This is a genomic window from Aidingimonas lacisalsi (genome assembly GCF_008079445.1).
GTDB lineage: Bacteria > Pseudomonadota > Gammaproteobacteria > Pseudomonadales > Halomonadaceae > Aidingimonas > Aidingimonas lacisalsi.
In genome coordinates this window covers 517,504-541,824 of sequence record NZ_VRYH01000001.1, presented here as the reverse complement: position 1 = coordinate 541,824, position 24,321 = coordinate 517,504, and the positions used below count along the sequence as shown (strand labels likewise).

Here is a 24,321-nt window from a genome sequence, read left to right as displayed (position 1 = left end):
AAATGTGGCTATTTCTTGACCACCGGTAGGCTATCGGCCTGCCACTGAGCCATGCCTCCCTTGAGCTTGAAGGCGCGGCTGAAACCGGCCTTGGTCAACTTGGCCTGGGCGGCACCGGAAGCCTGACCATGTTTGCAGACCACGATCACCGGCGTCTCCTTGAACTTTTCCAGCTTGTCGAGACGATTGTCCAACTGACTTTGCGGAATGTTCTTGGCTCCCGCGATGTGTCCAGCCTTGAAATCGCCTGCATCACGGATGTCGATCACTACCGCATCCTCACGATTGATCAGCTGGGTCGCTTCACCGGAGGAGACACCGCTGCTGGCGCTTCCCTTCACTTCATAGGCGATCCAGGCAGTCAGTACCAGCAGAAACGCGCCCACCAGAAGAGGATGGTTCTGCACGAATTCAAACAACTGATCGATCATGGGGTCGGATAACTCTTGTTGAAGAACGCTAATGTCGTGTCGTCGCGACAGGGTCGCCGAGCGCGCCCCAGTATACACCGATATGGGCGCGCATCCGAGGCCGGGCTGACGCCTCATGCCGCTGTGCGATATGATGCCTGAAGGAGCCGTGAGTCGCGACCCCGGAGCCAACACCCTGGTTCCGGGAGTGTTCGACGCCCAACAGTGAGGCCAATAGCATGTCCGATGCCACTAAGGCAGCGCCACGTCCGGTTGCGCTGATCATTCTCGATGGCTACGGCCAGAACCCGACGACGACCGCCAATGCCGTAGCGGCCGCCGCCACCCCGGTCATGGACCGGTTGCAGCAAACTTACCCCAGTACGTTGATTCATACTGACGGCCGCCACGTCGGCCTGCCCGATGGGCAGATGGGGAATTCCGAAGTCGGTCACATGAACCTGGGGGCCGGCCGTATCGTCTATCAGGATTTCACCCGGATTACCAAGGCCATCGAAGACAACGAACTGGCCGACAACCCGACGTTGACTACCCCGATCGATACCGCCGTCGATGCCGGCAAGGCGGTGCACTTACTCGGTCTGCTGTCGCCGGGGGGGGTACACAGCCATGAGGATCATATCCTCGCCCTCGCCAAACTGGCCGCCCAGCGTGGCGCCACGCATCTCTACCTGCACGCCTTCCTCGATGGCCGTGATACCGCTCCCAAAAGTGCTCTGGCTTCCATCGAACGTGCCAATACGCGCTTGGCAGAACTATTCGGCGCCGACAATGCCTTCGTCGCTTCTCTGATCGGCCGCTACTATGCCATGGATCGTGATAATCGCTGGGATCGTGTCGAACAGGCCTACCGCCTGACTACGGAAGGGGTGGGCGAACATGTCGCCGAATCAGCCGAAGCCGGCCTGAAAGCCGCTTACGAACGCGATGAAACCGATGAGTTCGTGACCGCGACCAGTATTCGCCCGGCAGGAAATGCCGTGACCATGGCAGATGGTGACGCTGCGATCTTCGCAAATTTCCGCGCCGACCGGGCTCGCGAATTGACGCGCGCCTTCGTCGAAACGGAGTTCAGTGGTTTCCCCCGACGGAGCACACCTCGACTCGCCGCCAAGGGTCTGGTCATGCTGACCCAGTATGCAGCCGATATCCCGGCACCGGCCGCCTTTCCACCGATCGACCTGCACAATACCCTGGGCGAAGTCATGGAAACGTGTGGCAGAACTCAGTTACGGATTGCCGAAACGGAGAAATATGCCCATGTCACCTTCTTCTTTTCAGGTGGGCGTGAAGCGGAATTCAAGGGCGAAACCCGTGAATTGATTCCATCGCCCAAGGACGTCAGAACCTATGACGAAAAGCCCGAGATGAGTGCATTCGAACTCACGGATACGTTGGTTGGCGCCATCGATGCCGGACACTACGACTTGATCGTTTGCAATTACGCCAACGGCGACATGGTCGGTCATACCGGTGACTTCGACGCTGCGGTCAAGGCCATAGAAACTGTCGACCAATGCCTGGGCCGTGTCATCGATGCCATACAGCGCGCTGGCGGTGAATGTCTGGTGACCGCCGACCACGGCAATGCGGAGCAGATGATCAACCCAGAGACAGGCGCCCCGCACACCGCACATACAACCTTCGAAGTTCCTCTGGTCTATGTCGGTGAGCGCTCCGCACGACTGCTGGATGACGGTCGCCTCTGTGATATCGCACCGACACTGCTGGCCATGATGGGGGAGGCCATACCGGATGAGATGACCGGCCAGACGCTGATAGACTGGCAATCCCACTGAGTGAATCACGTCTTGAACGTTGTTAGATGGCCATGGAGCGTTGTCGTCGTCATGGCCCTGACCGTGCTCTGGTCAGTGGCGAACGCCCAGCCCAGCGAACAGGAAGTCAGGGAACGACTCGACGCCATAGGCGATGAAATGCAGGTGCTTAGCGAGCGCCTTGCCGATACCGATGAAGCCCGTGATGAGGCGAATGAAGCGCTGCGCGAGGTCGAGACGGCGCTGGCCGATATTCATCGTCGACTGGATGAACTACATACTGAACGGCGTGACCTCGAAGCACGCATTCAGGCATTGGAAGACAAGCGCGACGCCCTCGAGGCAGAGCGTAACGCTCAGGTTGCCGCCTTGGCCAAACAGTTCGCCGCACTGTATCGGCTCGGGGCCTCGCCCCAGCTCAAGTTGTTGCTCAATCAGGACGATCCGGCACGCCTGGATCGCCTACAAACCTATCTCAACCATCTTGCGCAGGCGCGCGACGCTCGTCTGGAAGACATTGCCAAGCTTGATGACCAACTCGTGGCCAACCGTGAGTCCCTCGATCGGCGTAGCGATGAACTGGCCGAATTGCGTGCTGAGCTGGAAACTCGCAGCGCCGAGCTGGCCGAACGCATGGAGACACGTGAAGCCCTGGTCGCTGAGCTGGACGCCCGCTATGCCAGCGAGAGCGATCGCCTCGATGCGTTAGAGCAAGATCGCCTCGACGCCGAACGCGTGCTCACCGAAATCCAGCAAGCCGTGGCGCGACTGGAGGAACCTACACCGTCCACCGACATCGAACGTACGCAAGGCGATCTGCCCTGGCCGGTCCAGGGGGAAGTCAGTTCCCGCTTCGGCAAGGGCGATGGTATCGCCCGCGATGGACTAGTGATACGTGCCGCCGAAGGCACGCAGGTACACGCCGTGCATGACGGTCGTGTCGTGTTCGCAGACTGGATGCGTGGCTTCGGCAACCTGCTGATCCTGGATCACGGTGACGGTCTCATGACCCTTCATGCACATTTGCAGCACTTTACCGTCGCCCTTGGCGACAGCGTATCGGGAGGCGATACGCTGGGCGTTGTCGGCATGAGCGGCGGTCGTGACACGCCGGCCTTGTATTTCGAGGTGCGCCGCGATGGCCAGCCCATCGATCCCCAGACATGGATCGCGCACCGTTGACCTGGGTGCTGTCCGACAAGGCAGCATTTCGAGATAGCACCTAGATCACCGCTGGGCTCAGGCGCTATGCTGAGTCCTGTTTCCTCGTTCGTTTGCGGAGTTCGAATGCACGTCAATGCCACCAAACCCATGAGGCGCTGGCTGTTCGTGATAGCACTGTTGGCGCTACCGGTACAGGCTCAGACCACGTCATCCGTCGAGGTCGAGAGCGACCTCCCGGTGAAAGATGTTCAAACGCTTGCCGAGGTTTTCGAACGCATCAAGCGTGCTTACGTCGAAGAAGTCGACGATAGCAAGCTGCTGCGTAATGCCATGCGAGGCATGCTCGGGGAGCTTGACCCACACTCGGCCTATCTGGATGAGGAAGAGTTCGACAGTCTACGTGAATCCACCGAGGGGGAGTTCGGCGGCATTGGTATCGAAGTGGGTATGGAGGACGGCCAACTGACCATCATTACACCGATCGATGACACACCGGCCTCGCGCGCCGGTCTCGAGGCTCGCGACGTCATCCTGAGAATCGGTGACACCGCCACCGATAGCCTCTCCTTGCAGGAAGCCGTGGAACTGATGCGAGGCGACCCCGGTGAAGAGGTCGAGATCACCATCATGCGGCGTGGTGAGGATTCTCCCCGATCGATCACACTGACCCGTGAGAATATCCGCGTCGAGAGCGTCAGGCACGACATGCTCGAAGCAGGCTATGGATATCTGCGCGTTAGCCAATTTCAGAATCGCACCGGCGAGCAAGTCCACGACGCCATCGCCGACATGCAGCGGGAAGCGCCTCTTGAGGGACTGGTTCTCGATCTGCGTAACAATCCCGGGGGCGTTCTCCAATCCGCCGTGGATGTCGCCGATGCCTTCATCGACAACGGTCTGATCGTTTACACGGAAGGCCGTCTACAAGATAGCGATCGACGCTTTTCCGCTTCCGCCGAGACCATTGCCCCGGATGTCCCGCTGGTCGTGTTGATCAACGGCGGCAGTGCATCGGCAGCGGAAATCGTGGCCGGCGCACTACAAGATCAACGTCGTGCTGTCGTCATGGGAACCGACAGCTTTGGCAAGGGTTCCGTACAACAAGTCATGCCATTGGGTAATGGCGATGGCCTCAAGCTGACGACCGCGCTGTACTATACCCCGGGTGGGCGTTCCATTCAGGCCCGTGGTATCGAGCCGGATGTGGAAGTCGTTCGCGGGCGCCTGGAAGTCGCCGAAGACAGTGGTCTGCAGCTTCGCGAATCCGATCTCGAGGGCCATCTGAGCAACGGCAACGGAGAGCGTCAACCGCGCAGTGAAGGTGCGCGAACCCGAGAGGATTATCAACTCGGTGAGGCTCTCAACCTGCTCAAGGCACTCAATGTTCTCGAGCGCCGTCCAGCAGCCAGCGGGGACTAGCGGCATGTCCCCGGCAACCGGCCACGCTCACCGATCGCCTGGTGCATCAACAAGCGTTTGATGGGAGTCAGACGATCGACACCGGACAGACCCAGGTTGCGCGCCAACCGCAAGGCGGGCTGGCGCGTACCAAACAGCACACGGAAACCATCCATCAGTGTCAGCATCGCGGCATTGTCGGTGCGCCGGCGGCGTTCGTAACGTGACAGAATGCGAAGATCACTCAAGGCGGCACCGCGACGTCGCGCTTCCAGGAGTTCTTCAGCCAGCACCGCAGCGTCCATCAAGCCCAGATTGACCCCTTGGCCGGCCAGCGGATGCAGGCTATGGGCCGCATCTCCTATCAATGCCAAGCCAGGCTGGACGTAGGTATCGGCATGACGTTGGATCAGCGGAAAACCGACTGGTCGATCCATCACTTCCACTTGGCCCAGCTGCAACTCGATTGCCGCCGTCAACGCGTCACCCAAATCATCCGATGACAATGCCAGTAAACGTTCCGCTTCCCCGGGCGTCGTGGACCAGACGATCGAGCAATAGTGAGGCGAATCATTCACCGTCAAGGGCAGAAAGGCCAGTGGACCACCGGCGAGGAAGACCTGTCTTGCCATGTTTCCGTGTGGCTGCTCAGTACGCACCGTCATGACCAATGCATGGTGACCGGTCTCATGCTTGCGGGTCGAGACATGGGCCATTTCACGCACTGGGGAGTTGCCACCGTCGGCGGCGACTACCAACGGTGCACTCAGGGTACGACCATCATCCAGCGTCAAGCAGGTCTGGTCCGATTGTCTCGCAAGCGCAGTGACTCGACACCCGAACCATGACTGGATACTCGGCAATGCCGCTGCTCGCATCTCCAGCGCAGCCAGGGTCACGTCGTTCTCGACGATATGACCCAGACATGACACGCCGGCATCCTCCGCACTGAAATGAATGCTGCCACTGCCTTCACCATCCCACACCCGCATGTACCGATAGGGTGTGACCCGACGAGAGGCCATGACCGACCAGGCACCGAGATGCTCCAGCAGCCGCTGCGATACCGGAGTCAAGGCACTCACGCGCTGCCCAGGCATCCCCACTCCCACAGCATTCAGCGCCAAGGGGTGCTCACGCGCATCGATCAGACTGACCGAGACACCCGCTTCTCCCAGCAGAAGAGCGATCGTCGTGCCGACCATGCCACCACCCACAATGATCACGTCGGACTGCTGTGCCGTTTCCTGACTCATGATGACGTCCTTAGCGTTCCAGCCCCATGGCCCGTCTGGCCAGGGTACGGCGTAGCGGGCCGATCATGTTGACACCGACAAGCCCTGCCGCTCTAGCATGGGATAGCAGCGGATGCTCAATACCGAACAAACGGATCAAACCATCGCTAAACCGGATAACATTATGCCGGTCCACGTTCCGGCGCCGCTCGAAATCCTGCAACAGTGCCATGGCCCCGGGAGATTGTCCCGCAGCAACCCCTTGCTCGAGTGCCGCAACCAGATCCGTGACACCACGCAACGCCAGATTGAAGCCCTGACCAGCCACTGGATGAAGGGCATGGGCTGCATTGCCCAACACCGCAAGACCGGGACGAACCGGCTCATCGGCAGTGACCAGAGACAACGGGTAGGCATGGCGCTTACCGACACGCCGGAAGCGACCGACGCGATCACCGAATGTCCGCTGCAACGCGGCCAGGAAATCCCCATCGCCGAGCGCAAGACGCGCCTTTTCGGTCCCCTGTGGATGCGTCCATACCAGCTCCATGCATTGCCCTTTCAGCGGTAGCAACGCCAAGGGGCCTTCGGATGTGAAACGTTCGTAAGCCACACCAGCGTGAGGCTGGCTGACCTCCACCGAGGCAATCACGGCAACCTGATCGTAAGGTGCCTCCTGACTGGCGATGCCCAACGCTTCCTTGAGCCCCGAGCGCCCACCATCAGCCAGTACCGTCAGTGCCGCCATCAAGACACTGCCATCAGAGAGCGATATACGGTGCCCTCCGGCGCAGGGGGTGATCGATTCGACACGGGCCGGACAGTGCCATTGGACTGGCAGGTCTTCCAAGCGTTGGTGCAACGCACGTCCAATCCAGGCATTGGGAATCACGTGCCCCAGCGCCTCGACCCCCAATTCGTCGGCGCGTAACCGCGTCGCCCCCCAACGACCGCGTTCGCTCACATGGATCGTCTGGATCGGTTCGGCCTGCTCGGCCAAGGCCGCCCATACGCCCATCGAGTGGAAGCGCTGTTGCGAGCCCAGGGCAATGGCACTGGCACGCGCATCAAAGCTGGGCTGGTAAGACGTTGCTGCCAGCTTCGGTAATGGTGCGGCCTCGATGATCGCCACCTTGAGGTCACGCTGGGCAATGAGAGGTGCCAGAGCACATGCCAGGCTGGCACCAACCAGCCCACCACCGACAATGGCGATATCGACGGATTGCGGCACCGACTCAGCCATCGTTCATCAGTGCCTCGATCTCGGCTGTCCGTTTGGGAACGCCATCGGTCAAGACCTCCCGGCCATCGGCGGTGACAGCCACATCATCCTCGATGCGAATGCCGATACCGCGATACGGCTCGGGGATATCCTCTGCATCCGGCACGTAGAGCCCCGGTTCAACCGTAAGCACCATGCCGGGCGCGAGCCGACGCGACTCACCGGCGATGCGATAGCGACCGACATCATGGACATCCAGGCCCAGCCAATGTGACGTCGAGTGGAGATAAAAGCGCCGGTAACTCTCGTCATCGATGCATGTCTGAAGATCGCCCGACAACAGCCCCAACTCGATCAGACCGGCCGTCAGGTCACGAACCACGCCTGCATGAATATCGGCTAGCGTGACATCCGGCCTGACAGCGTCAACGGCACGCTGCTGAGCATGCAAGACGACATCATAGAGCGTTCGCTGGGCATCACTGAAATGACCACCGGCAGGAAAGGTTCGCGTAATGTCACCCGCATAAAGGTCGAACTCCGCGCCGGCATCGATCAGGATCAAGTCGCCTTCGCCGAGGCAGTCGGCATTCTCGATATAGTGCAGCACACACGCATTGGCACCACTGCCCACGATGGTGTCATAGGCCGGGCCGGACGCGCCCTGCCAGAGAAATTCATGCTCCAGCTCTGCCTGAAGGTGATACTCATGCAGGCCAGGCCGGGCCGTGCGCATGGCGCGGCAATGCGCACGCGCCGAAACCGCGGCAGCATGACGCATCAATGCCAGCTCTGCCTCGCTCTTGATCATGCGTTGCTCATGAATCAACCCGCAGACATCATGATAGCCGTCAGGAGCGATCGCACCACGCCGCTGTGCGGCCAGCAACCTGGTGCGGCATAGATCCACCCAGGCACGTGTCTGGCTATCGTCAAGGGGCAGATAGATGGTGTGACGTCCATCGAGCAGCTCAGGAAGTCGGGTATCGCGCTCGGCATTCTCAAAGGCTTCATCGATGCCAAACGAGGCAAGGGCGCCATCAGCACCATAGCGACGACCTGTCCAGGCTTCCTGGGCAGGATCACGATCCTGACAGAACAGCACCGTCTCGCCGCCCTCGCGTCCCGGCAATAACACTAGCAGCGCCTCTGGCTCGGGAAAGCCGGTAAGGTAGTGAAAGTCACTGTTCTGACGAAATGGATAATCGCTGTCACGACTACGTGTTACCAGCGAAGCCGACGACACCAGCACGGCACTATCGGCGGGTAAAGCAGTCATCAGCCTGTCGCGTCGCTGTCGGTACTCGGCCAATGAGATCGGCGCCGGACGGGGCAATCTATCGTTGGACATCAGTGCTCCTCGTTGGCGGATCCGGAAGGGGATTCGACTTGATCGACCTGGGGCTGACCAGGATGTTGTTCCGTGTAGAGCAACATAGCCACCATACGAGCATGCTCAGCCAAGGCAAACAGGTCGTTTTCATTCTCACTATCGTCGTCGAGCTCCACTTCCATGACCGCTACGGCTTCTAGATCGTCCAGCGCTTCGCGCAGGTTGGCCGACCAGGCATTGCGCGTATCCACCCCCACTTCGTTGACCACTTCCAAGAATCCCTGGCTCCACTCTTGCAGACCACGGGCCTGCTCAGTCAACGAAAACAGTTCATCGGGCAGTAACGGCTCATAGTTCAGTTCCGCGGCAGACAACGCATCCAGTGCCTGACGACGCCATCCCAGGAATCCCTCGGCACTGGCTGGGTCCTTGGGTTGCTCGACCCCCAATGCTTCACACACTTCGGTCAGCCATGCCTCAGCAGAGATATCGTGCAAGCCCAAGCCAGCAGCCAACCGGCCATCCAAGAATGCCGGCGATTGCAAACTACCATGCAGTAGGAACAAATCAGCGATAGTTGAGAAATCAAGGTGTTCGTTAATCAGCGACATTGCGGACTTCCCGAGCCTCGCCGAATGGCTGTCAACACGCGTTGACCACCGACGAGCCGCTCTCTTATAGTGAATTCACGCCTTCCATAGTAACGTATCGGGCCAGCACTTGGCCCGTGCCGGAGTCATCCATGACCGACGATGCGCGCCCTACCTCGGAAATCACTCTGCTTGGACGTAGTTACGTGATCGCCTGCCCACCCGAGGAGCAGGAGGATCTCGAGCGTGCGGCACGTTATCTCGACCGTGCCATGCATGGCATTCACTCACGTGGCAAGATACTGGGGAACGAAAAGATTGCCATCATGGCAGCCCTCAATATTACCCATGAACTGCTACAAGTGCTGGAAGAGCGCAAGGCGAGCGAAGAAACGCTCAACCAACTGGGTGAACGGCTTGATAAAGCACTCAACGATACATCGCGTTGAGTAATCCTCACTTTGGCACGTCGCTACGCTCTGCTAGGATGGAAAGCGTTCCCTGGAATGTACGCCAGTCGTTATCGTCCCTCGAGCCTATGCGCAGTACCTAGGGGGCCAATTGCTAGGCGGGCCCGTGTGCATGTCCGCGCGACGGAAAGCCTGACGGCTCGCCTGCGGCCACCCACCTTGAACCAATGGGTTCAAGGGCCAGAACGACAGCGGCATTCCGGGGAACTCAACCATCACAACGTCATCCATGTCTTCATCACCTACCGTGAGCACTGAACGAACCGTTTTCTCGACGCGCCGTCAGCTACGACGAGATCTTCGTCAGCGACGACGCTCACTATCGACACGGCAACAGCGCCGCGCCAGCGGGTCACTATGCCAGCGTTTACGCCAACTGCCGGAAGTGCGCCGTGCTCGACGTGTCGCCCTGTATTTACCCAATGATGGTGAAATCGATCCAACGCCATTGATCGACTGGCTGCAACGACGCAATGCTGAAGTGTATTTACCCGTTTTGCGGCCGCTCGCACACAACCGTTTATGGTTCATTCGCTACGATCGACATACACCCATGCGCCGCAATCGTTTCGGGATTCACGAGCCGGATACACGACATGGCGCTCACCGAGCCCGTCGTCGACCTGTATGGGCTTTGGATCTGGTATTGCTACCGCTGGTGGGCTTCGATTCTCGAGGTCAGCGCCTCGGAATGGGAGGAGGGTTTTATGATCGCAGTCTAGCCTTTACGCGACACCGCCGTCCGCGACCGGTATTGATCGGTGCTGCTCATGCATGCCAGGAAGTTGACCATTTACCTTCGGCCGACTGGGATGTGCCACTGGACGCTATTGTCAGCGACCAGCAGACACTCTACCCAGAGCGCTGACAGTATTCGAACGGCGCTTAGCTACCGCCTAAAGCTTGTGCATAACCGGTAGCAACGACACCGATGAAAAAGAATAATGCCAGTGCCATTACCAAGTCTGGCTTGCGTTTCATTAACGACTCCATGGAGTTTTTTTATTGGACCTCAACCATTACTGCATATGACAGCTGCATGAACTATAGAGTCTAATGCCAAGGTATGACAACGCTTGACCGCCAGATTATTTGTAACAAAATGCAGAGAATACAGTCTCCTCCGCGTTAGCTTTTACTCACTTCAAGCCATGAATAACCGATAGGCTGGATTATCGGACTCTTTCCAGTAACGATAGCCAATTTTATCGAAGTATTCTTCGACATGACTTCGGTCGCCATTGGGCACTTGCATACCTACCAACACGCGACCATAAGCCGCACCATGGTTACGATAATGGAATAATGAAATATTCCAGTCGGCCGGCAAATGCGTCAGGAAATTCATGAGAGCTCCGGGACGCTCAGGAAACTCGAAGCGATAGACCTCTTCTTCAAAGACTTCCTTGGGACGCCCGCCCCCCAGATGGCGAATATGCAGCTTGGCCAACTCGTCATCGGTAAGATCCACGACGGGATAGCCGGATGTCTCGAGCTTGTCGATGACCGCCTGGCGATCCTCGCCTCCTGGCTTTACCTTCACACCGACGAAAATATGCGCCTGCTCGGGATCGGCATACCGGTAATTGAATTCGGTCACCATTCGCTTGCCGATCGTCTTGCAGAATTTCTTGAAACTACCCGGACGCTCGGGAATGGTAACCGCCAGTATGGCTTCACGCTGCTCACCCAATTCGGTACGCTCGGCAATGTGCTGTAACCGATCGAAATTGGTATTGGCACCGGAATTGATACAGAGCAGGGTCTCGTCCTTGGCCCCCGTCTGCTGTATGTACTTCTTGAGTCCAGCCAGTGACAGAGCACCTGACGTTTCGGAAACGGCACGTGTATCCTCGAAGATATCCTTGACCGCGGCGCACATCTCGTCAGCGTTAACGGTAATGACATCGTCTACCAGATGCTGTGCCAGAGCAAAAGGCACTTCACCGATCTGAGCCACGGCGACCCCTTCGGCAAACACACCGACCTGATCGAGAGTGACACGCTTGTTGGCAGCAAGCGCCGCCTTGAAGCAGGCACTATCTTCGGACTCGACACCGATCACCTTGATGTCGGGCCTCAAGTACTTGATGTAGGCCGCCACACCAGCGATCAGACCGCCGCCCCCGACGGGCACGAAGACTGCATCGAGGCGGCCACTGTGCTGCCGAAGTATCTCCACACCGATGGTCCCTTGACCAGCGATCACATCGATATCGTCAAAAGGCGGGATGTAGGTATAGCCATGTTCAGCGATCAACTCGTTAGCATGCTCGGCCGCCGCCGAAAAGGCATCGCCCTTGAGCACGACCCTGGCCCCCCAGGCCCGCACCGCCTGTACCTTGATATCCGGGGTGATCCGTGGCATCACGATGACTGCCTTGACGCCCATCAATTTCGCCGACAAGGCGAGCCCTTGGGCATGGTTACCTGCCGAAGCCGCAATCACCCCCTTGGCTTTTTGTTCATCGCTGAGTTGCGCCATCTTGTTGTAGGCGCCGCGTAACTTGAACGAGTGAACCGGCTGCAAGTCTTCTCGTTTGATGAGAATCTGGTTGTGCAGGCGGCGAGACAGAAAGGATGCCGGCGAAATCGGTGTTTCACGAGCCGCATCGTAAACCCGGGCATTGAGAATTCTCTTGACGGTGTCTTCTAGCATCCTGATGTCCCAAACGGGGAAAAACCCCAATTGTTAACAGAAGCCAACCCTAAGAGTCCAGCATTGCGGCCATTATGCCCATCTACAGGCCGGACCAACTGACTTATACTGTGCACGCGTTTCTCCTCCCGCAATGAAAACGAGATTGCCATGACCCAGGACGAACTCAAGGATGCCGTAGCCACGGCGGCCATCGACGATATCAAACCACTATTGGGGCACGATGCCATCATCGGTGTCGGCACCGGCTCGACCGCTAACCGCTTCATCGACCGCCTGGCGGCTTTGCGTGATAACTTCAAGGGGGCCGTTGCCAGCTCCGATGTCACGGCCAAACGCCTGCGTGATCACGGGATCGAAGTGTTCGAACTCAATGAAGCCGGTACGTTGCCTGTCTATATCGACGGTGCCGACGAAATCAATTCACGCCTGGAAATGATCAAGGGTGGAGGGGCTGCCCTGACGCGAGAAAAGATCGTTGCTGCCTGTGCCGAGCGGTTCTTCTGTATTGCCGACAGCTCCAAGTGGGTCACGCAATTGGGAACCTTCCCGCTGCCTGTAGAAGTCATCCCGATGGCACGTTCCTACGTTGCACGCGAGCTGGTCAAACTGGGCGCCGATCCGGTGTACCGACAGGGCGTCGTTACCGACAACGGTAACCAGATCATCGATTGTTACGACTTCATGATCGATGACCCGATAGCCATGGAAGCCCGCCTCAACGCCATTGTCGGTATCGTCACCAACGGACTGTTCGCGGCCCGCGGTGCGGATCGCTTGCTATTGGGAACCGAAACCGGTGTTGAAAGAATCATGCCAAACTAATTATTAACTGCCAAGCCATATTCCTCGGCTCCACGCATCTGACGAATGCTCAAGGCGGCGGCTCTTTCAGTAGTGGTTCCAATCCTGCCAGGATGCGTTTGAGCGCACCGCGGTTGGCCTTGACGACCCGGCGTCCGGCAGTGCGACGGCGATCGCATTCCGCAGTATCGTCGAATAGACGTAACAGGCTGCTGGACAGTGACTCGGTATTGTCGACATCGATCAGGGCACCCGCGTCACGCAATGCCGACGCCACGTCACTGAAATTATCCAGATAAGGCCCAGTAATTACCGGTACGCCCAGCGCCGCAGGTTCGAGCAGGTTATGCCCCCCGATCGGTACCAGGCTACCACCAACGAAGGCGATGTCGGCAGCCGCATACAAGGTCGACAGCTCCCCCATGGTATCCGCAAGGTAGACACGGGTGTCGCTGCTCGGCCATTCACCCAATGAGCGTCGCACCATCGACGTACCCTGGTCACGACAAAGCGCTGCGACATCATCGAAACGCTGTGGATGACGAGGCACGAGTACCAACAACGCATCAGGCCGATGTATCAATAACCGACGATGGGCGTCGAGCAGTTGCGCCTCTTCGCCCGGGTGCGTCGAGCCAGCCAGCCATACCGGACGATCCCCCAGCTCGGTACGTAAGCGCTTACTTTCACCCCATATGCTGTCATCGATGGAGATGTCGTACTTGAGACTTCCCACTATGGTGATGCGATCACGGCGCATGCCAAGTTGCGCAAAGCGCTCGGCATCGACCTCGGACTTGGCCGCCAACCAATCGACATGAGCCAGCGCACCATTCAATAACGGGCGAATGCGCCAATAGCGACCGAAAGCACGCGGTGACAACCGCGCATTGACCACGGACACCGGAACATTCCGGCAGGCGCATGCATGGAACAGGTTGGGCCACAGCTCGGTTTCGAAAAATATCGCCAGGGCGGGGTTCACGTGCGACACGAATCGGCGGGCGGCACCAGGAAAGTCCAGTGGTAGAAAGGCGTGGTGTAAATCCCGGGTTTCATCAAGTGCCGAGAGTGTGGCAAGCAACGAGCGTGCACGCTCGCTTCCCGTGGCTGTCATGGTAGTCACGACCAGCCGATAGTGAGGATAGTGTACGACGAGGGCTTCGATCAGCGGCCTGGCAGCCAGGATTTCCCCCACGGATGCACAATGCAGCCACAGGGTTGCCTTGTCGGTCGCCGGAAGTGGCGACCTCCCCAGGCGCTGACGACGAGATACACCAGGGGAGTGCTCACGCCATATCCGTCGCCATATCCATGGGGATAGACAGTACAAAGCCAGGCTATATAAGCGGCGTGCACCAGCTTGCAAAATGGTATGCATCCCCATCAGCGCTCGCGGTCAAGAATCGTGGCGATCATGGCCGTCGTCGAAACGCCGTCCTCGAACTCCAGTACGCGGACATCGCCACCATTGGCCAGAACAGCGTCAGCGCCGGCGATCTCGTCAGTTCGATAGTCACCGCCCTTGACCAATACATCGGGCAGAATGGCCTCAATCAATCGTTGCGGCGTATCCTCGGCAAACGGAACCACCCAATCCACCGACCCCAGTCCGGAGAGAACCTGCATACGCCTGGCCAACGGATTGATCGGCCGCGAGGACCCTTTGAGACGCGCAATAGACGCATCGTCATTGACGGCGACGATCAGGCGATCCCCGAGTTGATGGGCGTGTTCGAGATAGGCCACATGGCCGGCATGGAGGATATCGAAGCATCCATTCGTCATGACCACACGTTCACCGCGCGCTTGTGCGGCGTGTACGGCGTCAATCAAGGGGGCTTCTTCTATGACCCCGAATTCGGCCAGCTTGTCGCCATGCAGGGCCGTATAGAGCTCAGCGATCGATAAGGTGGCAGTACCCGGCTTGGCAACCACCAGTCCAGCAGCCAGATTGGCCAGCATCATTGCCTCGGGGAAACCGTGACCCGCCGCCAGCGCCAGACCCAGGACCCCGATCACGGTGTCACCGGCACCGGTGACATCGAACACTTCGCGAGCCCGGGTCGGCAGGTGCAATGGTGCATGATCCTGGCGAATCAACGTCATGCCTTTTTCGCTACGCGTGATCAGTAGCGCTTCGAGTGCTAGTTCGGCACGCATGGCTTCGCCCTTGGCGGCCAGAGTCTCATCATCCGGACAAGGGCCGGCAATGGCTTCGAACTCGGTAAGGTTAGGCGTAATGACACTGGCACCGCGATACTTGCGAAAATCCCCTCCCTTGGGGTCGACCAGTACTCGCTTGCCGGCACGGCGGACTCGATCGATCAGCGTCTCGACACGATTCAGGGTTCCCTTGCCATAATCCGACAGAATCACCAGATCCGCCGTTGCCATCGCCCGATCGACCTGTGCCAACAAGGGTGAGGTATCGACATCAGTCAAGCCTTGTTCGAAATCGAGCCGGATCAGTTGTTGGTTACGACTCATGACCCGTAGCTTGGTAATCGTCGGAATTTCGGCGCTCCGTTGAAAGTGAGTACTCACTTCAGAATCCTTGAGGCACGCTTCCAACAAATCGGCATTGCTGTCATCGCCGACGAGACCCGCCAGAGCGGCATGGGCGCCAAGCGAAGCGATGTTCAACGCCACATTGGCAGCGCCACCAGGGCGATCCTCAGCATCGTTGACTTTGACGACAGGGACCGGTGCTTCCGGGGAAATACGCCAAGTGCCGCCCTGCCAATACCGGTCCAGCATGACGTCACCCACAACCAGCAGACTGGCCTGTTCCAGAGCGGTCAGATCAAGCTTCATTGCTCGGCTCCATGGCAGAAGGGGCGGGATAATCGGTCAATAGGGCATCGAGCCGTTCGATGACATCATCAGCACCTATCAGTGACATCGCATCCGGATGACGCACACGCTGGCCCCAGGTAATGCCATCCAGTGATTTATGCATATACGAGCGGACGGCCTGCGGATAGCGGTTCACCACGTAATCGCGCCAGCAGTATGGAGCAGCGCGTTCCGGGTTGGTTGTCGCAAACAAACCCACCGTCGGCGTATGCAGGGCATTGGCCATATGAACCGGGCCCGAATCCGGAGCGACTACGGCACGAGCGCGATCGATCAGCGCCAGCAAGCCTTTCAGCGACGTCGCCCCGATAGCATCGACCACCGCTCCCGAGGCCGCCAGGGATAGGATGCGTGTTCCCATTTCACGCTCCTGGGGGCTGTTCCCACCACTCAACACGGTACGTAACCCGTGCTGAGTCCACGCATGTTCGATCACGGCAGCATATCCTTCTGCCGACCAATTGCGGAAATTGCGTAGTCGTGGATTGGCGCAGGGGCTCATCAGCAAATACGGGTGTTCGCCAGTGAGTTGCTGAGCTTCCTCGATCGCCGTCTCGGGAATCGGCAGGTTCCATTCAAGCCGCGTGTCATCAACGCCCATGAGGCGAGCGAAGTCCATGAAGGAGTCCAGCACATGAGCGCGCGGATGAGGCGCCAGCTGGCGATGGGTGAACCAGTGTTGCCAATCCTTGGTCCGTGCCTTGTCGTAGCCAATACGGACATTCGCCTTGAGTCCCAGCGATAAGGCACTGGCGCGTAGCGCTTGTTGCATATGTAACAAGGCATCGAAGCGGGTATCCGCCAAGGTATGCCAGATCTCACGCATTCCGGCCAGTCCCGTCGCTTTGTCATACACAAGGAACTCGACCCCGCTAAGGCCGGAAAGTAGACTGTATTCGCCCTTGCCGATGATCCAGGTAATACGGACATCAGGCCACTGACGTTGCAGTGCGCGAATGGTGGGCACGAGATTGCAGACATCGCCCAGTGCGGAAAGCCGCAGCACGCAGAGGTGTTCTGGACGGGCAGGCAGAGGATGCTTCATGCGGTTGGCAACATTCCCGATGGAGAAGGCATTCATTTTATACGATGCCGATAGTTTATGTGACGCAGGCCTAACGCCACAAATCGCACCATCCTGGTTCACCGTGAATCAGTGGCAGGAAGCTGGCGCTATCCTGGGTCAGGCCACCGGGCGCGGCACCAGCCTGTTCGTACTGGCCGGCCAGCAGGAGTGGGTCATTCGACCTTATCGTCGCGGCGGCATGGTGGCTCGTATCAGTGAGTGTCGATATATCTGGACGGGGCGAGAGCGAACACGTGCTTTCCGTGAGTTACGCCTCACCGAGCGGCTCTATCGGCACGGCTTACCGGTGCCTAGACCGATAGCGGGTTGCGTATGGCGACACGGTCTCACCTACGAGGCAACCTTGATCACCGAGCGTCTGAACGGCGTCAGATCACTCGCTGACTCCCTGCCGGCTCTGGACGATGCCATGCTGCAGAACATCGGCGTCACCTTGCGTCGTTTCCATGTTGCCGGCCTCGACCATGTCGACTTGAATGCCCGCAACCTGTTGATCGACGATACCGGTGGCGTATGGCTCATCGATCTTGATCGCTGCCGTTTGCGCCGGCCCGGCCGCTGGCAACAAGCCAACCTGAAGCGCCTGGAGCGATCATTGACACGTTTCGTGAATGACGATGTCAGATCGGTCATGGAAAAGATAGAGAACGGATATCACTCGCATTGAGGATCGACTTGTGAACATTACCGGTGTGGTTATCACGCTCAACGAAGCCGACAATATCATCGCTTGTTTGCATTCGCTCGCGAAGGTTTGTGACGAACTGGTGGTCGTCGACTCCGGTTCCAGCGACGCGACCTGCGAATTGGCCGAGAAGGCCGACGCACGCGTCATACACCAGCCCTATCTAGGCGATGGGCCGCAGAAGAATGTCGGCCCGAACCATGCCACCAATCGCTGGGTGCTGTCCCTCGATGCCGATGAGCGCCTCACTGACAGTGCCATCGCCGCTATCCAGACGCTGGACCTGGACAACACACGACATGACGGCTTCGCCCTCCGGCGTCGCAACCATCTCGGATCACGTTGGATCAAGGCATGCGGCTGGTATCCCGACTACTGTATCCGCCTGTTTGATCGAGACCGCACCGGCTTTTCCGATTCTCAACAACATGCATCCGTACAAGCACGTCAACCAGGCCGGCTCGAAGCCGACCTGGTACATTACTCGTTTTCCGATCTGGGGGAATTGTTCACCAAGGCAGGCGGGCGCTTCTCCAAACGTGCCGCCAAAATCATGTACCGCCGAGGGAAGCGGGCCACCAGCTGGTCACCGTTCCTGCATGGCACCAGTGCATTCATACGCAAGTTCCTTTTTCAGAAAGGCTTCACTGCCGGTGTCGACGGCTTGTCGATATCGCTATCCGCCGCGGTCAATTCCTATCTCAAATACGCCAAACTCCTCGAGTTTCAGCGTGATGCCCGCATAAGAGATAACGAAGATTTCGATCAAATCTGGTAGGTCAGCAATGGCGACGTCCTCTCTGCATATCCGCCATGTCAATCTTGCCCGGCAATTTCGTGGCGGTGAACGCCAGACCGTATTGCTGATGAAGGCCTTGGCAGAACATAGCGATGTGACACAAAGTCTTGTCTGTCGCCGTGATTCTCCCATGCGCGATGAATTATCCGACGATGGCATCGACTTTATCGATGCTGGCCATCAACTCGCCGGCCATTTTTCTGGACCGCGTACCAACGTGGTTCATGCCCATGAAGCCAAGGCGGTCCACTGGGCATTCGTGCATTCACTCTTGCATGATGCACCCTATCTACTGACGAGACGCGTACCACAGCCGGTCAAAGAGACCGTATTCAATCGTTGGACCTACCGCCGAGCAGCGTGCGGGGTGGCTATTTCATCGGTCATCGAGCAGCACTTGCGTGCCCGTCGCTGGAGCCATGTCGAACGTATCCCAAGCGCCCTGTCGCACTTACCCCACGATCCACAAGGTATCGACGCACTACGCGGGCGTTTTGCCGGCAGACGCGTCATCGGTCATATCGGTGCACTGGTCGATCGGCACAAGGGCCAACGGCTACTTATCGAAGCCGCCAGGCGATTACGCGCAGACTATCCCGACGTCGTGTTTCTACTGCTGGGGCAGGGTGATGATGAGGTTGCGCTCAAACGTGAAAGCGCCGACCTGGACAATATCGTATGGGAAGGATTCCGTCACAATATCGGCGACTACCTGGCCATCATGGATCTGTTCGTTTTTCCTTCGCGTAACGAAGGACTCGGATCGACACTCCTTGACGTCATGGATTACGACGTGCCGATCATTGCCAGTCACGTCGATGGCATTCCGGATATCGTCATTGACGACGAGACCGGGATATTGATTCCGCCAAATGATGTGACGGCCCTGACAAACGCCATAGGCAGCTTGCTCGATCAACCAGGATACGGTTCACGGTTGGCCGAAACGGCACGCCAACGACTTTCGCTATTCACCCCGGAGGCGATGGCCGATGCCTATCTGAGCCTATATCATCGGATACTCACTCATGACCACCGCAATACGCGGTAAATCGCGAATATAAGCGGCTCAGGATGATTCCCGCTTTTGCTGGTGCTTGCTAAGCTATCCATTCAGCGTCGAGGGAGACCGGCCTTGTTACACCTGTTGTCGAAGCTACCGCTGGTCAGACACATTGTGCACCAGCCTCGTTGGTGGGCACTGGGCTTTATCGGCTTGTGCCTGGGCCACGCTGTCGTCACGCCTCTGACATTGTCGTTCCTCTGGATGCTGGTGGTTACACTGTGTTGGCTTGCCATGGCGTGGCTGTTCCGTTGGGGCAATCCCCGTCATCCTCGACCCCCTAAACGGATCTGGCCCTGGTCACTGATTCCCTTGATCATGTGGTGGTTCTACGTCTACATGGCCGACACTTATGGCGATGTGGATATCGCCGCCATCTTTTTCCATCTCCAGGCAGGTATGGAGGGTCATGGCGGCGGCAAACGCTTCCTCACTGCCATAACCTATACGTTAGCGGCCTTCATCAGTCTCGTCGCCTTCGTCTGGCTGGTACGCCACGATCATCGTTGGCGTTTGTGGGAGCGAATCCTGGTACTTTTTCTGCTCGCCACCAATCCGCTACTGTTCGGTATCACTCAGCGTAGCTCCACCATGGTGACCGAAGACGGCGCTTGGCTGGATCGTCGCTATATCGAACCCAACATCGTTCAGACCCCCGATGACCCGCCGAACCTCTTGTACATCTATCTCGAAAGTATCGAACGGACATACGATGACAAGGAGCGCTTCGGTGACGCATACGATGATTTCAACGCCATTGGCGAAGACGCTCTTGTTTTCGAAGGAGTACGACAACTCGACAATACCGGCTGGACCATGGCCGGCATGATTGCCAGCCAATGTGGCGCCCCACTGATGCCCGCCGGCTTGCTTCATGACAAGCAGTTCGAGCCATTGGATCATGTTGTTCCTGGCGTTGACTGTCTCGGTGACCTGCTCGACAAGCGCGGTTATCAATTGACGTACATGGGTGGCGCCAGCAAGGATTTTGCCGGGAAAGGGCTTTTCTACAACGATCATGGCTTCGATAACGTGCTCGGCCGCGATGAACTGGAGCCACGTCTGGAGGACCCCGATTACGTCAACAGTTGGGGACTGTATGATGACTCTCTTTACAACATGCTGGTCGAGGAAATCCGTGATCTGGATAGCGGCGACGCGCCTTGGGGAGTGGTCGCTCTCACCCTGGGAGCGCACCCTCCCTTCGGTTTCCCTGCTGACAGTTGCAAGGAACGACAGGGCGAATTCGACGGTGAAGATATCCTCTACTCGGTAGAGTGCACCGGTTGGCTGACCCGCCGGTTGCTCGACCGACTCGAGCAGGCTGGTCTGCTCGACAATACGCTGGTCGTGATCGCCAGCGACCACCTGAGCATGAAGGTATCGGCCTGGGATAAGCTGGTCGGTAGTGATCGCGAGAACACTTTGATGTTCCTTGGCAACGGAGTGGAGCCGGCTCGCATGCGACGTGAGAGCACGACGCTCGATATCTTACCTACCATTCTGGCATTGATGGGATACGCCACGGAGTCCCATCGGGCAGGTCTGGGTGTATCGTTGCTGGCCGACCCCCAGAACCTGGTTGAACGCCATGGTATTGGCTATCTCAATGAGCGCCTTACCGAAGAAAGCGCCCTGCAGGAGCGATTGTGGGAAGGTGTCGACCGCACCAGCCCCACTCACTGAGACAGCGAGAGTGGTTGTCCCGTCATCGCCTCGAACAGGCGATCAGGTGCCAGCTTGTTGAGGCAATTGGTATGTCCCAACGGACACGTCCTCTGGAAACAGGGGGAACAGGATAGTCCTAGATAGTGAATCGTCGCGTGTTCCGTCAATGGTGGCGTATACAGCGGTGACGACGAGCCGTAAATGGCATGAATCCGACTGCCCACGGCAGCAGCCACATGCATCAAGCCGGAATCATTGGTCACCACCTGATGACAGTCCGCAAGCAGGTCGACGGCATCGGCCAGGCGTGTCTTGCCGCACAGGTTGTGGGCATGCGGAATGTTTCGACATATGTCTTCTCCTGCATCGACATCCTTGGGGCCACCAAGTACCCGAATTTCATGGCCCGCATTCACTAACCGAAACGCCAATTCACGAAAGTACTTTAGCGGCCACTGCTTGGCCGGACCGTACTCCGCCCCTGGCATCATGCCGATCGCAGGACGCGACGATAACTCATGAGCAAGACGTAACTGGATAAGATTGTCAGCATCGAGAGCCAGACGAGGACTGGGAATCTCGAAATCCCCATGTTGCCCCTCTGTCTCGGGCAATGCCAGGGAGACAAACCGCTTGACCGTCTGATCAAGAGATGACTTGTCCAGATGCCGGCGCTCGTTGAGCAGTATGAAACGCTGCTCACCAAGGAACCCCACTCGTTTGGGAATCCTTGCCAGGAAAGGAACCAGGGCCGCTTTCCAAGAGCGTGGCAACACAACGGCACGATCGAAACGTCCTTTCAGCAATGACGCGACTCGGTAACGTTCTCGCCATCCCACGTCGCCATGGCCGACATCCAGCGGCACCACTTCATCGATTTCAGCCATGCGTTCGAGAATCGGGCGCGACCAGGGAGGAGCAACCATCGCAAGGCGACAGCGAGGATCTCTCGCCTTGAGCGTCATCAGAACGCTCTGCGCCATGACCATGTCACCGACCCATGACGGCCCTATGACGAGAATCCGCTCGCCCACAGCGGTATGGCGATCAGCCATTCAACCACTCCAGATACTCCTGCACCCCTTCGGCCACGGTGCGAAAATCCGCCGTGTAACCAGCCTCGCGCAGTCGTGTCATATCCGCTCGAGTATAGCTCTGATAGCGCCCCTTGAGTTCATCGGGAAACGGGATATAGTGAATTTCCCCTTTGCCATAGAAATGGATCACGCTTTCGGCAATCGTCTTGAATGGTTCAGCACGCCCGGTGCCCAGGTTAAAGACACCCGAACACTCGGGATGGTCGAGGAACCAGAGATTCACATCCACGACATCACCGACATAGATGAAATCCCGGCTCTGCATACCGGCCTCGTAACCCTCCCAGGCCCCGAACAACTGAGGATTCTCACCCGCGTTCACCTGGGTGTGGTGATGATAGGCGACGCTCGCCATCTTGCCCTTGTGCTGCTCACGTGGTCCATAGACATTGAAATACCGAAAACCGACCACCTGGCTGGTGAATTCATGCCACCTCGCCCGTACATATTGGTCGAACAATAACTTCGAATAGCCGTAAACGTTGAGCGGTTTCTCATGCATCGGGTCTTCCACAAAGACTTCGCTACCGCCATACGTTGCCGCAGACGAAGCATAGAGGAAGGGGATGCCTTTACGTTGGCAATAGTGCAATAGCACCTTTGAGTACTCGAAATTGTTGTCGAGCATGAACTGCCCATCCCACTCGGTGGTATCCGAACAGGCCCCCTCATGGAAGATCGCTTCGATCTCGGGCAGATTGGATGACTCTCCTCGTAATTCGGCTTCGATGCGTCTGCGAAAATCATCCTTGTCGAGATAGTCGCCCAAGATGCAGTCCGTCAGATTGATGAACTTGGTACCATCACGCAAATCATCAACCACCATGACATCCTCCCGGCCACGAGCATTGAATGCCTTGACCAGATTGGCGCCGATGAAACCGGCTCCGCCCGTTACTACGATCATCTAGGAATCCTCGTCATCGTTTGGCCTTCACCCGAGCATCGATTATTCCAGGTGCCTATAACCGATTACCCACTAATTGTATACTTGGCAGTTCTTGAATTCATGGGCTAACGGTGCTTCACCAATGACACAGTCGACACCAGACGTGAAAACCTTCCAGGGCCTGATTCTCGCCCTGCAGCAGTACTGGGCCGAACAAGGCTGCGTAATCATGCAGCCATTGGACATGGAAGTCGGTGCCGGCACCTTCCACCCGGCCACGTTCCTGCGTTCGATCGGACCCGAATCCTGGAACTCCGCTTATGTCCAGCCCTCTCGCCGCCCCACCGATGGCCGCTATGGCGAAAACCCTAACCGTCTGCAGCACTATTATCAGTTTCAGGTCGTCATGAAACCATCCCCGGCCGATTTTCAGGCGTTGTATCTCGGGTCATTGACACAGCTTGGCATCGACCCATTGGTACATGACATCCGTTTCGTCGAAGACAATTGGGAATCTCCCACCCTCGGCGCCTGGGGACTGGGCTGGGAAGTCTGGCTCAATGGCATGGAAGTCACCCAGTTCACTTATTTCCAGCAAGCCGGAGGCATCGAATGTTATCCGGTCACCGGCGAATTGACCTATGGTCTGGAGCGTATCGCCATGTATCTTCAGGATGTCGATAGTGTCTATGACCTGGTATGGACACGGGCCCCTGATGGCAGTGTCGTGACCTACGGCGACGTGTATCTGCAGAATGAGCGTGAGCAATCCGCCTATAATTTCGAATATGCCAATGTTCCGGCACTGTTCGATGCATTCGACCATCAGGAAAGTGAATGCGGCAAGTTACTCGAAGCGGGTCTTCCGCTACCTGCTTATGAAATGGTCCTCAAAGCCTCTCACACCTTCAACCTGCTCGATGCACGCCATGCGATTTCGGTCACCGAGCGCCAACGGTTTATCCTGCGCGTTCGTACCATGGCTCGTGATGTAGCCCATGCCTATTATGACTCGCGCAAGGCCGCTGGCTTTCCCATGGCCACACCAGCGTTGCGTCAAGAATTGCTTGCTGAACAGGGAGATGCCTGA

22 protein-coding genes and 1 other RNA gene are annotated in these 24,321 nt (G+C 57.8%); 12 read left to right on the top strand and 11 right to left on the bottom strand.

The genetic code is table 11. The features are described from left to right. Positions 1-8: 8 nt before the first annotated feature. Positions 9-431, bottom strand: coding sequence for a rhodanese-like domain-containing protein (locus tag FVV99_RS02410; protein WP_148252420.1), 423 nt, complete (start codon positions 429-431; stop codon positions 9-11). 218 nt (positions 432-649) lie between these two features. On the opposite strand from FVV99_RS02410, the gene gpmI reads away from it, so the two are divergent. The 3 genes from gpmI (at position 650) to FVV99_RS02395 (ending at position 4,792) form a co-directional block, all read left to right on the top strand. Further along, positions 650-2,230, top strand: coding sequence for a 2,3-bisphosphoglycerate-independent phosphoglycerate mutase (gpmI, locus tag FVV99_RS02405; RefSeq protein ID WP_148252419.1), 1,581 nt, complete (start codon positions 650-652; stop codon positions 2,228-2,230). A 51-nt stretch (positions 2,231-2,281) separates the two neighbouring features. Next, positions 2,282-3,391, top strand: a complete 1,110-nt coding sequence (locus tag FVV99_RS02400; RefSeq protein WP_148252418.1) for a murein hydrolase activator EnvC family protein — start codon at positions 2,282-2,284, stop codon at positions 3,389-3,391. Positions 3,392-3,496: 105 nt separating this feature from the next. Further along, positions 3,497-4,792 (top strand): S41 family peptidase, encoded by a 1,296-nt coding sequence (locus tag FVV99_RS02395; protein ID WP_148252417.1) that lies wholly within the window; start codon positions 3,497-3,499, stop codon positions 4,790-4,792. Here the strand turns inward: FVV99_RS02395 and FVV99_RS02390 are convergent. The 4 genes from FVV99_RS02390 to FVV99_RS02375 are packed head-to-tail and all read right to left on the bottom strand — an operon-like array spanning position 4,789 to position 9,172. Beyond that, on the bottom strand, positions 4,789-6,027 hold the full coding sequence (locus tag FVV99_RS02390) for a UbiH/UbiF/VisC/COQ6 family ubiquinone biosynthesis hydroxylase (protein WP_148252416.1): 1,239 nt from the start codon (positions 6,025-6,027) through the stop codon (positions 4,789-4,791). The two genes, FVV99_RS02395 and FVV99_RS02390, sit on opposite strands and share 4 nt — an antisense overlap. 10 nt (positions 6,028-6,037) lie before the next feature. Beyond that, positions 6,038-7,249 (bottom strand): 2-octaprenyl-6-methoxyphenyl hydroxylase, encoded by a 1,212-nt coding sequence (gene ubiH, locus FVV99_RS02385; protein ID WP_148252415.1) that lies wholly within the window; start codon positions 7,247-7,249, stop codon positions 6,038-6,040. After that, positions 7,242-8,579 (bottom strand): Xaa-Pro aminopeptidase, encoded by a 1,338-nt coding sequence (gene pepP, locus FVV99_RS02380; protein ID WP_148252414.1) that lies wholly within the window; start codon positions 8,577-8,579, stop codon positions 7,242-7,244. Before pepP ends, ubiH begins: the two co-directional genes overlap by 8 nt. Beyond that, positions 8,579-9,172: a UPF0149 family protein gene (locus FVV99_RS02375; RefSeq protein ID WP_148252413.1), complete on the bottom strand. Its 594-nt coding sequence runs from the start codon at positions 9,170-9,172 to the stop codon at positions 8,579-8,581. Before FVV99_RS02375 ends, pepP begins: the two co-directional genes overlap by 1 nt. 131 nt (positions 9,173-9,303) lie before the next feature. On the opposite strand from FVV99_RS02375, the gene FVV99_RS02370 reads away from it, so the two are divergent. The 3 genes from FVV99_RS02370 to FVV99_RS02360 all read left to right on the top strand — a co-directional run bounded on the left by FVV99_RS02370 (position 9,304) and on the right by FVV99_RS02360 (position 10,489). Then, positions 9,304-9,600 carry a cell division protein ZapA gene (locus FVV99_RS02370; RefSeq protein WP_148252412.1) on the top strand — a complete coding sequence of 99 codons (297 nt, stop codon included), beginning with the start codon at positions 9,304-9,306 and terminating at the stop codon, positions 9,598-9,600. 46 nt (positions 9,601-9,646) lie between these two features. After that, positions 9,647-9,831, top strand: a non-coding RNA gene (gene ssrS, locus FVV99_RS02365) — 6S RNA. Positions 9,832-9,868: 37 nt separating this feature from the next. Continuing rightward, a complete protein-coding gene (locus FVV99_RS02360) occupies positions 9,869-10,489 on the top strand; it encodes a 5-formyltetrahydrofolate cyclo-ligase (protein WP_236645269.1) in 621 nt (206 codons plus the stop codon). 276 nt (positions 10,490-10,765) lie between these two features. On the opposite strand, the gene ilvA is transcribed toward FVV99_RS02360, so the two are convergent. After that, positions 10,766-12,280: a threonine ammonia-lyase, biosynthetic gene (gene ilvA / locus FVV99_RS02355; protein WP_148252410.1), complete on the bottom strand. Its 1,515-nt coding sequence runs from the start codon at positions 12,278-12,280 to the stop codon at positions 10,766-10,768. 150 nt (positions 12,281-12,430) lie between these two features. Here ilvA and rpiA point away from each other — a divergent pair, with 150 nt between their 5' ends. Further along, positions 12,431-13,105 (top strand): ribose-5-phosphate isomerase RpiA, encoded by a 675-nt coding sequence (gene rpiA / locus FVV99_RS02350; RefSeq protein WP_148252409.1) that lies wholly within the window; start codon positions 12,431-12,433, stop codon positions 13,103-13,105. Between the two features lie 49 nt (positions 13,106-13,154). Here rpiA and waaA read toward each other — a convergent pair whose 3' ends face one another. From waaA to FVV99_RS02335, 3 genes are read right to left on the bottom strand one after another with little or no spacing between them, the layout of a single operon-like run. After that, positions 13,155-14,465 carry a lipid IV(A) 3-deoxy-D-manno-octulosonic acid transferase gene (waaA, locus tag FVV99_RS02345; protein WP_148252408.1) on the bottom strand — a complete coding sequence of 437 codons (1,311 nt, stop codon included), beginning with the start codon at positions 14,463-14,465 and terminating at the stop codon, positions 13,155-13,157. Between the two features lie 5 nt (positions 14,466-14,470). Further along, positions 14,471-15,901, bottom strand: a complete 1,431-nt coding sequence (hldE, locus tag FVV99_RS02340) for a bifunctional D-glycero-beta-D-manno-heptose-7-phosphate kinase/D-glycero-beta-D-manno-heptose 1-phosphate adenylyltransferase HldE (RefSeq protein ID WP_148252407.1) — start codon at positions 15,899-15,901, stop codon at positions 14,471-14,473. Continuing rightward, positions 15,891-16,988: a glycosyltransferase family 9 protein gene (locus FVV99_RS02335; RefSeq protein ID WP_148252406.1), complete on the bottom strand. Its 1,098-nt coding sequence runs from the start codon at positions 16,986-16,988 to the stop codon at positions 15,891-15,893. The genes hldE and FVV99_RS02335 overlap by 11 nt, the downstream gene beginning before the upstream one ends. On the opposite strand from FVV99_RS02335, the gene FVV99_RS02330 reads away from it, so the two are divergent. The 4 genes from FVV99_RS02330 to FVV99_RS02315 all read left to right on the top strand — a co-directional run bounded on the left by FVV99_RS02330 (position 16,987) and on the right by FVV99_RS02315 (position 21,263). Next, on the top strand, positions 16,987-17,697 hold the full coding sequence (locus tag FVV99_RS02330) for a 3-deoxy-D-manno-octulosonic acid kinase (protein WP_148252405.1): 711 nt from the start codon (positions 16,987-16,989) through the stop codon (positions 17,695-17,697). The genes FVV99_RS02335 and FVV99_RS02330 overlap by 2 nt on opposite strands. A gap of 10 nt (positions 17,698-17,707) precedes the next feature. Continuing rightward, complete coding sequence (locus FVV99_RS02325) at positions 17,708-18,493, top strand: glycosyltransferase family 2 protein (protein ID WP_201745010.1); 786 nt, start codon at positions 17,708-17,710, stop codon at positions 18,491-18,493. A gap of 7 nt (positions 18,494-18,500) precedes the next feature. Continuing rightward, entirely contained in the window at positions 18,501-19,565 is a 1,065-nt protein-coding gene (locus FVV99_RS02320) for a glycosyltransferase family 4 protein (protein ID WP_148252403.1), read from the top strand. Between the two features lie 84 nt (positions 19,566-19,649). Then, complete coding sequence (locus tag FVV99_RS02315; protein WP_330859328.1) at positions 19,650-21,263, top strand: sulfatase-like hydrolase/transferase; 1,614 nt, start codon at positions 19,650-19,652, stop codon at positions 21,261-21,263. Here the strand turns inward: FVV99_RS02315 and waaF are convergent. Both waaF and rfaD read right to left on the bottom strand, forming a co-directional pair. After that, positions 21,257-22,300 carry a lipopolysaccharide heptosyltransferase II gene (gene waaF, locus FVV99_RS02310; RefSeq protein ID WP_148252402.1) on the bottom strand — a complete coding sequence of 348 codons (1,044 nt, stop codon included), beginning with the start codon at positions 22,298-22,300 and terminating at the stop codon, positions 21,257-21,259. The two genes, FVV99_RS02315 and waaF, sit on opposite strands and share 7 nt — an antisense overlap. Beyond that, complete coding sequence (rfaD, locus tag FVV99_RS02305; protein WP_148252401.1) at positions 22,293-23,249, bottom strand: ADP-glyceromanno-heptose 6-epimerase; 957 nt, start codon at positions 23,247-23,249, stop codon at positions 22,293-22,295. The genes waaF and rfaD overlap by 8 nt, the downstream gene beginning before the upstream one ends. Positions 23,250-23,373: 124 nt before the next feature. Between rfaD and glyQ the strand changes: the two genes are divergently transcribed. Then, positions 23,374-24,321 (top strand): glycine--tRNA ligase subunit alpha, encoded by a 948-nt coding sequence (gene glyQ, locus FVV99_RS02300; protein WP_148252400.1) that lies wholly within the window; start codon positions 23,374-23,376, stop codon positions 24,319-24,321.

Bases quoted from the DNA above. Each gene is read 5' to 3' on its own strand.
- FVV99_RS02410 (WP_148252420.1), bottom strand. From the start codon at position 431: ATGATCGATCAGTTGTTTGAATTCGTGCAGAACCATCCTCTTCTGGTG.
- gpmI (WP_148252419.1), top strand. From the start codon at position 650: ATGTCCGATGCCACTAAGGCAGCGCCACGTCCGGTTGCGCTGATCATT.
- FVV99_RS02400 (WP_148252418.1), top strand. From the start codon at position 2,282: ATGGCCCTGACCGTGCTCTGGTCAGTGGCGAACGCCCAGCCCAGCGAA.
- FVV99_RS02395 (WP_148252417.1), top strand. From the start codon at position 3,497: ATGCACGTCAATGCCACCAAACCCATGAGGCGCTGGCTGTTCGTGATA.
- FVV99_RS02390 (WP_148252416.1), bottom strand. From the start codon at position 6,027: ATGAGTCAGGAAACGGCACAGCAGTCCGACGTGATCATTGTGGGTGGT.
- ubiH (WP_148252415.1), bottom strand. From the start codon at position 7,249: ATGGCTGAGTCGGTGCCGCAATCCGTCGATATCGCCATTGTCGGTGGT.
- pepP (WP_148252414.1), bottom strand. From the start codon at position 8,579: ATGTCCAACGATAGATTGCCCCGTCCGGCGCCGATCTCATTGGCCGAG.
- FVV99_RS02375 (WP_148252413.1), bottom strand. From the start codon at position 9,172: ATGTCGCTGATTAACGAACACCTTGATTTCTCAACTATCGCTGATTTG.
- FVV99_RS02370 (WP_148252412.1), top strand. From the start codon at position 9,304: ATGACCGACGATGCGCGCCCTACCTCGGAAATCACTCTGCTTGGACGT.
- ilvA (WP_148252410.1), bottom strand. From the start codon at position 12,280: ATGCTAGAAGACACCGTCAAGAGAATTCTCAATGCCCGGGTTTACGAT.
- rpiA (WP_148252409.1), top strand. From the start codon at position 12,431: ATGACCCAGGACGAACTCAAGGATGCCGTAGCCACGGCGGCCATCGAC.
- waaA (WP_148252408.1), bottom strand. From the start codon at position 14,465: ATGCATACCATTTTGCAAGCTGGTGCACGCCGCTTATATAGCCTGGCT.
- hldE (WP_148252407.1), bottom strand. From the start codon at position 15,901: ATGAAGCTTGATCTGACCGCTCTGGAACAGGCCAGTCTGCTGGTTGTG.
- FVV99_RS02330 (WP_148252405.1), top strand. From the start codon at position 16,987: ATGCGGTTGGCAACATTCCCGATGGAGAAGGCATTCATTTTATACGAT.
- FVV99_RS02335 (WP_148252406.1), bottom strand. From the start codon at position 16,988: ATGAAGCATCCTCTGCCTGCCCGTCCAGAACACCTCTGCGTGCTGCGG.
- FVV99_RS02320 (WP_148252403.1), top strand. From the start codon at position 18,501: ATGGCGACGTCCTCTCTGCATATCCGCCATGTCAATCTTGCCCGGCAA.
- waaF (WP_148252402.1), bottom strand. From the start codon at position 22,300: ATGGCTGATCGCCATACCGCTGTGGGCGAGCGGATTCTCGTCATAGGG.
- rfaD (WP_148252401.1), bottom strand. From the start codon at position 23,249: ATGATCGTAGTAACGGGCGGAGCCGGTTTCATCGGCGCCAATCTGGTC.
- glyQ (WP_148252400.1), top strand. From the start codon at position 23,374: ATGACACAGTCGACACCAGACGTGAAAACCTTCCAGGGCCTGATTCTC.